This window comes from Streptomyces sp. NPDC059003 (genome assembly GCF_042740445.1).
In the GTDB taxonomy this organism is placed as follows: domain Bacteria; phylum Actinomycetota; class Actinomycetes; order Streptomycetales; family Streptomycetaceae; genus Streptomyces.
The window spans coordinates 1-7,928 of the sequence record NZ_JBHYJH010000277.1 but is presented as its reverse complement, the minus strand read 5'-3'; the positions used below and the strand labels follow the sequence as shown (position 1 = coordinate 7,928).

Genomic DNA, 7,928 nt, shown 5'->3' with positions numbered 1-7,928 from the left:
ACGAGGCGCGAAGCGCCGGATAAAAGGGGGTCCAGGGGGCGGAGCCCCCTGGTTCGGGAAGGGGCGGGCCTGGGGCGCCCCCGCGAGGGACCCCGGCCCGCACCCGACACACCCCCTAGTGATGGAACCCCGTAGCCACCCGCCGATCCCGCGTCAGCGGCCCCGGCTGTCGCCGCAACTCGGGCAACAACCGCCCCAGATCCTCCGCAAACAGCCGCGCAAGATCCGCAGAGAACCCGTTACGGCACACCACCCGAAGCACCGCGAGATCCTCACGCTCGGCGGGAAAGGTGTACGCCGGCACCAGCCACCCCCGCTCCCGCAACCGCCGCGACACGTCGAAGACGTCGTACGCCGTCACGTCGTCCCCCACCGTGAACGCGAACACCGGCAGCTCGTCGCCCCGCGTGAGCAGCCGGAAGTCCCCCAGGGCCTCGACGCGTTCGGCAAGGCCCCGCGCGACGTCCCGGGACGCCTGCTGCACCGCGCGGTAGCCCGCACGGCCCAGGCGCAGGAACGTGTAGTACTGCGCGACGACCTGCGCCCCGGGCCGCGAGAAGTTCAGGGCGAACGTCGGCATGTCACCGCCGAGATAGTTCACGCGGAACACCAATTCCTCCGGCAGCTCGGCGGGCGTACGCCACAGTGCCCAGCCGACGCCCGGGTAGACCAGGCCGTACTTGTGGCCCGAGGTGTTGATGGACGCCACCCGCGGCAGCCGGAAGTCCCACACCAGGTCCTCGTCCAGGAACGGCGCGACCATCGCCCCTGAGGCGCCGTCGACGTGCACGGGCACGTCCAGGCCCGTGCGCTCCTGGAGGGCGTCCAGGGCCGCGCAGACGTCCGCCACGGGCTCGTACGAGCCGTCGAAGGTCGAGCCGAGGACGGTGACGACCCCGATGGTGTTCTCGTCGCACAGCTTGGCCGCCGCCTCGGGGGAGAGGTGGAACCGGTCGCCCTCCATGGGGACCTGGCGCGCCTCCACCTCCCAGAAGTCGCAGAACTTCTCCCAGCAGACCTGCACGTTCACGCCCATCACCAGATTGGGCCGGGCCTCGCGCGACGGATAGCGGTCGGCGTTCCGCTTCGTCCACCGCCGCTTGAGCGCCATCCCCGCGAGCATGCAGGCCTCGCTGGAGCCGGTCGTGGAGCAGCCCACCGCCGTGGCCGGGTCCGGCGCGTTCCACAGGTCGGCGAGCATCGCCACGCAGCGCCGCTCCAGCTCGGCGGTGCGCGGGTACTCGTCCTTGTCGATCATGTTCTTGTCCCGGCACTCCGCCATCAGGACGGAGGCCTGCGGCTCCATCCACGTGGTGACGAACGTGGCGAGGTTGAGGCGCGAGTTCCCGTCGAGCATCAGCTCGTCGTGCACCAGCTGGTACGCCGTCGTGGGCGGCAGCGGGTCCTTCGGAAGGCGGTGCTTGGGCGGGGCCTCGGTCATGCCGCCGACCGGGTTCGCCTCGCCGAAGAACGGATTCACGGACAGCGGGTGCTCGTCGCGGCGGTCGTCCGCGCCACGGTGCAGCGACATGGCGGTGCCTCCGGGTCGCTCAGGGCTCTCCCGGTCACCGTAGGCGGGCACCGGGAACACGGCACTCCGGGGAAGGCCGGACTTGCACCTCACGCGACGTGAGGACGCACGCTGGTCCGTGTCGGAACGAAAGGAGGCGGCGGTGAGCCACCCCAGCCGCCCTGGCCGCCCTGGCCGCGCCAGCCACGCCGGCTACTCCGTAGGGCAGGTCGCGGCCCTCGCCAAGGTCACGGTGCGCACCCTGCACCACTACGACGAGATCGGGCTCCTCGTGCCCAGCGGGCGCAGCCACGCCGGGCACCGGCGCTACAGCGACCACGACCTCGACCGGCTCCAGCAGATCCGCTTCTACAGGGAGCTCGGTTTCCCGCTCGACGAGGTGGCCGCGCTGCTCGACGACCCCGACGCCGACCCGCAGGAGCACCTGCGGCGCCAGCACCGGCTGCTCACCGACCGCATCACGAAGCTGCAGGACATGGCAGCCGCCGTGAAGACCGCCATGGAGGCACGACGCATGGGCATCAACCTCACCCCCGAAGAGAAGTTCGAGGTCTTCGGAGACTTCGAACCCGACCACTACGAAGAGGAGGTACAGCGCCGCTGGGGCGACACCGACGCGTACGCCGAGTCGCGGCGCCGTACGGCCGCGTACACCAAGGAGGACTGGCAGCGCCTGACCGACACCATGGCGTCGATCCACGCCCGCATGGGCGACCTGCTCGCCGCGGGCCTTTCTCCGGAGTCGCCCGAGGCCATGGACGTGGCCGAGGAGCACCGGCGGTTCATCTCGTCCGGCTACTACGCGTGCTCGTACGAGATGCACCGCGGCCTGGGGGAGATGTACGTGGCCGACGCCCGCTTCACGGCCACGTACGAGGCGATCAGGACCGGCCTCGCGGCGTACCTGCGCGCGGCGATCACGGCCAACGCGGCCCGCCACGGCGCCTAGCGTCTCTCCCCCTCCTGTGGAGGGGCGCCGGGGGTGGCCAGCCGTCGACGGTGGAACCTGTCCGCGTCACCTTGCGTTGGTAACTTTGGGCGGGGTCCCGATGTCATCACCACGCACGGCCCGCACCCGCACCTCCCCGCCGCCCCCTCACACCCACAGGAGCCCGGAACCGTGACGACGCTTGCGCTCGGACCAAGCTGGCTGGATCCGGACTACCTGCTGAACCAGTTCGGCCTGTGGGGCCTGCTCCTGATCGTCTTCGCCGAGTCGGGCCTGCTCATCGGCTTCTTCCTGCCCGGTGACTCGCTCCTGTTCACCACCGGCCTGCTGATCACGACGGACAAGCTGGACACCCCGCTGTGGCTGGCCTGCATCCTGATCTGCATCGCCGCGATCGCCGGCGACCAGGCCGGATATCTCTTCGGCAAGAAGGTCGGCCCGTCCCTGTTCAACCGCCCGGACTCCAAGCTGTTCAAGCAGGAGAACGTGGTCAAGGCCCACGAGTTCTTCGAGAAGCACGGCCCGAAGTCCCTGGTCCTCGCCCGCTTCGTGCCGATCGTGCGGACGTTCACGCCGATCATCGCGGGCGTCAGCGGCATGCGGTACCGCTCGTTCATCACGTTCAACGTCATCGGCGGCGTCCTGTGGGGCGCGGGCGTCACGCTGCTCGGCGCATGGCTCGGCAAGCACGAGTTCGTGCACAAGAACATCGAGGCGATCCTGATCCTGATCGTCCTCATCTCGGTGGTCCCGATCATCATCGAGTTCCTGCGGGCCCGCAGCAAGGGCAAGAAGGAGGCGGCCCAGGCCCCGGCGGCCCCGGCCCCCGCGGCCCGGCACGACGGCCCCGAGAGCGCCCCCGAGGCCGACTGGCAGCACCAGCCGCAGCAGCACCAGCAGTCCCCGTACCAGGGCCGCCAGCCCCAGCAGCACCAGTACCCGGGCCAGTACGACCAGCAGTACCAGTACCAGCCCCAGCAGGCCCAGCAGCAGTACCCGGGCCAGCACGCCCAGCAGCCCCAGCACACCCAGTACGGCGGCCCGGCGGGCGACCCGCAGTACCCCTCCCCGTACGACTCCCAGTACGACGGCGGGCAGTACCAGACCTCGTACGACGGCCAGTACGGCGCCCAGCAGTACCAGCCCCAGCCCCAGTCCCAGCAGCAGTACGAGGGCCATTACGAAGGCCAGCACGAAGGCCAGTACGAGGGCCAGTACGGCGACCCGGCGAGCGGCCAGCAGTACCGGCCCCAGCAGCCCCAGCAGCCCCAGTACCCGCACCAGTACCCCGAAGAGCCCCAGCAGCAGGGCCACCCCCGGTACTGACCGGGAACCGACCGACAGCCGTCCTAGAAGCCGCGCGTCCGCTTGGCCGCGCGGCGCCCGCTCGCCGCCTGCGGCCCCGGCGCCTTCAGGAAGAGCCGGGACAGCTCCCCACCGAGGTTCACGCCGATCGCGATGGCGAGGGCGAGCGCGGCCGCCTTGGAGAGCGACGCGAGGCCGGGGTTGAGGTTGTTCCGGGCGATCTCGAGCAGGCCGAAGTACGTGGCGCTACCGGGAAGCAGCGGCCCGATCGCCGCCGTCACGTACGGCAGCGCGGACGCGAACCGGTAGCGCGAGAGCAGCTGCCCGAACAGGCCCACCAGGCCCGCCGCGACCGCCGTGGCCGCGACCGGGGAGATGTCACCGGCGCGCGCGAGCGCCCCGTAGACGACCCAGGCGACCCCGCCGTTGAGCGTCACGAGCAGCACAGTGGAACGTTCCTGCTGGAGCAGGACCGCGAAGGCCAGGCTCAGCGCCATCGACGCCAGGATCTGCACGACCGGCCGGTCCGTGGAGTGGATCGACGTCTCCGGGTTGAGGCCCGCGTCCAGCTGCACGCCCAGATAGAGCACCATCAGGACGCCGCAGACGATGCCGACGATCAGATACCCGACCTCCAGGAGGCGGGCGGCGGCGGTGATGTAGTAGCCGGTCAGACCGTCCTGGACGCCCGCGACGAGCGCCCGCCCGGGGATCAGCGCGAACAGACCACCGGTGATCACCGCGGAGGCCCGTACGTCCGGCAGGTCGAGCAGGCTGATCGCGACGCCCATCGCGGCGGGCGGCATCGCCGCGACCACGAACTGGTAGAACTCCGGCAGCCCGCGCCCCGCGCACAGCCACGCGAGCCGGTCCCCGAGCATCGCGCCGAGCGCGGCCGCGACGAACACCACCACGCCACCGCCGACCAGGACGGACGCCGCACCCGCGAGCAGCCCGCCCGCCGCGGTGAGCGCCCACCCGGGGTACGGGTGCCGGTTGCGCCGGATCTCCGCGAGGCGCCGGTACGCCTCCTCCAGGGAGACCTCGACCTCTTCGGAGCTGATGTCGTCCACGAGGCCGTAGACGGCCGACAGGCGCGTGTAGTCGGTGCCCCGGCGGCGCACCGTGCGCGACGCGGTCACCGGGTCGTCCACCAGGGACGGCTGGTACGAGATCGCGATCAGTGTGAACGTGACGTTCGGCTCGCAGCGGTCCAGGCCGTACGCGCGCGTGACGGCGAACATCGCCGCCTCCACGTCCTCCGCGCCCTCACCGCCCGCGAGCAGCAGCTCCCCGATGCGCAGCGTCAGGTCCAGGACGCGCGGCACCGCGGGCCCCGCGTCGTCCTCGTGCCGCTGCGTCGGCTCCGGCGCCGGGCGCTCGGCCACCGGGGTGCGCAGCATCGTGCGCATCCGGTCCTGCCACGGCGCCTCCTTGGTGAGGCGGACGACGGGCACGCCGCCGGGCGGGGTGAAGGCGGGCGGCTGCTTCGCGGTGTACGCCTGCGGCGTCGTGAACGCCGAGGACTCCTTGGCGACCTTGGTGTCCTCCGGCGACGGCGGGATCCGCAGACCCGTCGGGATCGTGAACTCCGACGACGGATGGTCGTCCTCGACCGCGGTCGCCTGGTCGACGCCGCCCACCGGCGCGAAGGCGCTGTGCGCCTCGTCCGACTGCGGCTTGCGGTCTTCCTCCTCCGGTTCCGCCACGGTTTCCAGCCTCGCTCACGTGTGCGTACATCTCGTACGCACCATACGTACGTCAGTATGCGCAGCGACACACGAACGGGCCGCGCGACCCGAAGAAGGTCACGCGGCCCGCTCGCGTACGGATGGCCCCGTGTGGTGGCCGGGGGCGCTCAGTGGCCGTGGGCCTCGAAGCGCTTGTACGAGGCCTCGATCTCGGCCTCGGCGTCGGCGCGGCCGACCCAGTCGGCGCCCTCGACGGACTTGCCGGGCTCCAGGTCCTTGTAGACCTCGAAGAAGTGCTGGATCTCCAGGCGGTCGAACTCGGACACGTGGTGGATGTCGCGCAGGTGCTCCACGCGCGGGTCGGAGGCCGGGACGCACAGCAGCTTGTCGTCGCCGCCCGCCTCGTCGGTCATCCGGAACATGCCGATCGCGCGGCACTTGATGAGGCAGCCGGGGAAGGTCGGCTCGTCCAGGATGACCAGGGCGTCCAGCGGGTCGCCGTCCTCGCCCAGGGTGTTCTCGACGAAGCCGTAGTCCGCCGGGTAGCTGGTGGACGTGAAGAGTCGACGGTCCAGGCGGATGCGGCCGGTCTCGTGGTCGACCTCGTACTTGTTCCGCGAACCCTTCGGAATCTCGATGGTGACGTCGAACTCCACGGGTGGCTCCTCCATGATCAGCACATACTTCGGGTGATTAAGTGTCCCTCACGCAGATGTGTGATCGCGAAAGGGGCAGGTCGTCGTGGACGAGCGCAAGCCTTGGCAGCGGCCTGGACGGCTGCTGCGGCGTCTGGGGCGGCTTGCTGTCAAGCCTCCCGCGCACCTCAAGACCTGGCAGGTCACGGCGGGCTCCGCCGCCGCGGGCCTCGCCGTCGCGGCGGTGGCGGTCGTCGCGGCGGGACCCTGGGACTCCTCCGGTCAGCGTACGGCCGAGCGGGACCGGGCCGCCTCCCTGGAAGCCGGGGGTGGCACAGATCACGCGGGCGCCCTCGGTGGCCAGGCGCCCGGGGCAGCGCCGAGCGCCCCCTCCGTGCTCGCCGGGCTCCGCCTCTCCAAGGGCGCGCACAAGGGCACGTCGGCGCCCGGCGGCCAGGCGCTCGCTGACGCCCTCGACCCGATCCTGAAGGAGCCTGAGCTCGGCCCCGAGCGCTCCGCGGTCGTCATGGACGCGGCCACCGGCAAGCGCCTGTACGGCAAGGGCGCGGACGACGCCCTGACGCCCGCGTCCACCACGAAGATCGCCACGGCGGTCGCGGTGCTGTCCGCCGTGGGGCCCGACCACCGCCTCACCACGAGGACGGTCGTCGAACCCGAATCGCGCGACGTGGTCCTGGTGGGCGGCGGCGACCCGACGCTCACCGCCCGCAAGGAGGGCCGGTACGTCGCCGGCGCCGCGAGCCTGCGCGACCTCGCCGACGACACGGCACGGGCCCTGAAGAAGCGCGGCACGGGCCCGGTGACGCTGTCGTACGACACCTCCCGGTACTCCGGGCCGCCGCAGCACCCCATCGGCCCGAACGAGAACATCACCCTCGTCAGCGCCCTCATGGCCGACGAGGGCCGCCTCGACGACTCGTCGTCGGGCCCCGCCCCGCGCAGCGCCGACCCGGCGGGCGACGCGGCCCTGAAGTTCGCGGACCTGCTGCGGGAGCGGGGCGTCGACGTCAAGCAGGACCCGCGCCCCGCGAAGGCCTCCGGCCGCGCCAGGACCCTCGCCAAGACCGTCTCGCCGCCCGTCTCCGCCCTCGTCGAACGCATGCTGACCCACAGCGACAACGACATCGCCGAGGCGCTGGCCCGCGAGACGGCGCACGCCGACGGCGCACCCGTCGGCTTCGACGGCGCGGCCGAGGCGGTCCGGGCCCGCCTGGACAAGCTCGGACTCCCGCTCGCCGGGGCGGAGTTCGCCGACGGCAGCGGGCTCGACCGCGCCGACCGGCTCACCGCCGAGCTCCTCGCCGCGCTGCTCGCCCGCGCGGCCGACCCGGACCACCCCGAGCTGCGCTCCGTCGTCACCGGGCTGCCCGTCGCGGGCTTCACCGGCACGCTGGTCGACCGCTACCCGAAGGGATCCCCCGGCACCGGGGTCGTCCGCGCCAAGACGGGAACGCTCACCGGCGTCAACACCCTGGCGGGGACCGTCGTCACCACGGACGGGCGCCTCCTGGTCTTCGCGTTCATGACGACGGGGACGACTGATGCGGAGGGGGCGCAGCGGGCTCTCGACGCGATGGCCTCAGCGACGGCCACCTCGGGCCGGTAAGCCCCCTTTTCCCACCCGCCCGCCCGTTTCCACCCCACGCGGGGTGGGCGCCCCTCGTGGGGGTGGTTCGCCGTCGGCGGCTGCGGGTTTCTGCCGCAGTCGCCGATGGTGGTCGGCCCCCGCCGGGGGCCTCGGCCCCGCGGGAGGGCAGAAGCGGGCGGGCGGGGGGGAAAAAACCCCCCCCCTCGCC

At 72.0% G+C, this 7,928-nt stretch carries 6 protein-coding genes; 3 read left to right on the top strand and 3 right to left on the bottom strand.

Annotated elements, in window-relative coordinates; translation table 11 throughout:
- Nucleotides 1-115: 115 nt before the first annotated feature.
- Nucleotides 116-1,531, bottom strand: a complete 1,416-nt coding sequence (locus ACFWZ5_RS43220) for a glutamate decarboxylase (protein ID WP_384805095.1) — start codon at nucleotides 1,529-1,531, stop codon at nucleotides 116-118.
- Between the two features lie 142 nt (nucleotides 1,532-1,673).
- On the opposite strand from ACFWZ5_RS43220, the gene ACFWZ5_RS43215 reads away from it, so the two are divergent.
- The gene (locus tag ACFWZ5_RS43215) at nucleotides 1,674-2,480 is read left to right on the top strand and encodes a MerR family transcriptional regulator (RefSeq protein WP_384805097.1); all 807 of its coding nucleotides are present in this window, start codon (nucleotides 1,674-1,676) and stop codon (nucleotides 2,478-2,480) included.
- 171 nt (nucleotides 2,481-2,651) lie between these two features.
- Nucleotides 2,652-3,806, top strand: coding sequence for a DedA family protein (locus ACFWZ5_RS43210; protein WP_384805099.1), 1,155 nt, complete (start codon nucleotides 2,652-2,654; stop codon nucleotides 3,804-3,806).
- Between the two features lie 23 nt (nucleotides 3,807-3,829).
- Here ACFWZ5_RS43210 and ACFWZ5_RS43205 read toward each other — a convergent pair whose 3' ends face one another.
- Both ACFWZ5_RS43205 and ACFWZ5_RS43200 read right to left on the bottom strand, forming a co-directional pair.
- Nucleotides 3,830-5,494: a threonine/serine exporter ThrE family protein gene (locus ACFWZ5_RS43205; protein ID WP_384805101.1), complete on the bottom strand. Its 1,665-nt coding sequence runs from the start codon at nucleotides 5,492-5,494 to the stop codon at nucleotides 3,830-3,832.
- A gap of 149 nt (nucleotides 5,495-5,643) precedes the next feature.
- Nucleotides 5,644-6,132 carry an inorganic diphosphatase gene (locus ACFWZ5_RS43200; RefSeq protein WP_384805103.1) on the bottom strand — a complete coding sequence of 163 codons (489 nt, stop codon included), beginning with the start codon at nucleotides 6,130-6,132 and terminating at the stop codon, nucleotides 5,644-5,646.
- Between the two features lie 85 nt (nucleotides 6,133-6,217).
- Between ACFWZ5_RS43200 and dacB the strand changes: the two genes are divergently transcribed.
- On the top strand, nucleotides 6,218-7,738 hold the full coding sequence (gene dacB, locus ACFWZ5_RS43195) for a D-alanyl-D-alanine carboxypeptidase/D-alanyl-D-alanine-endopeptidase (protein WP_384805105.1): 1,521 nt from the start codon (nucleotides 6,218-6,220) through the stop codon (nucleotides 7,736-7,738).
- Nucleotides 7,739-7,928: the final 190 nt, after the last annotated feature.

What these genes read in the sequence shown, in the direction of transcription:
- ACFWZ5_RS43220 (WP_384805095.1), bottom strand. Translation starts at nt 1,531, where the DNA reads ATGTCGCTGCACCGTGGCGCGGACGACCGCCGCGACGAGCACCCGCTG.